The sequence below is a fragment of the Halomonas borealis genome, assembly GCF_004798905.1.
In the GTDB taxonomy this organism is placed as follows: Bacteria; Pseudomonadota; Gammaproteobacteria; order Pseudomonadales; family Halomonadaceae; genus Halomonas; species Halomonas borealis.
Window position 1 is genome coordinate 1 of sequence record NZ_SDMO01000074.1, and the last position, 264, is coordinate 264.

Annotated in this window: 1 protein-coding gene; it reads left to right on the top strand. The window is 42.4% G+C overall.

Annotated features, from left to right (window positions below; translation table 11 throughout):
- Positions 1–264, top strand: a 264-nt coding sequence (locus ETC07_RS16220) for a solute carrier family 23 protein (RefSeq protein WP_276605521.1), incomplete at both ends; no start/stop codon positions are given.

Genomic DNA, 264 nt, shown 5'->3' on the forward strand with positions numbered 1-264 from the left:
TAGAATCAGCAGCTGGTATTGGAGCAGGCGGACGTACAGGATTGACTTCGATTGTCGTTGCTGTGATGTTTGCGATCTCAAGTCTTTTCTTACCATTACTTGCCATTGTTCCAACGCAAGCAACGGCTCCAATTTTGATCATTGTAGGTATGATGATGTTGTCATCATTCAAGGAAATCAACTGGTCTGAATTGAGTGAAGCTATTCCAGCCTTCTTTGCTTCAGTATTTATGGGTCTTGGCTACTCCATCTCATATGGTATTG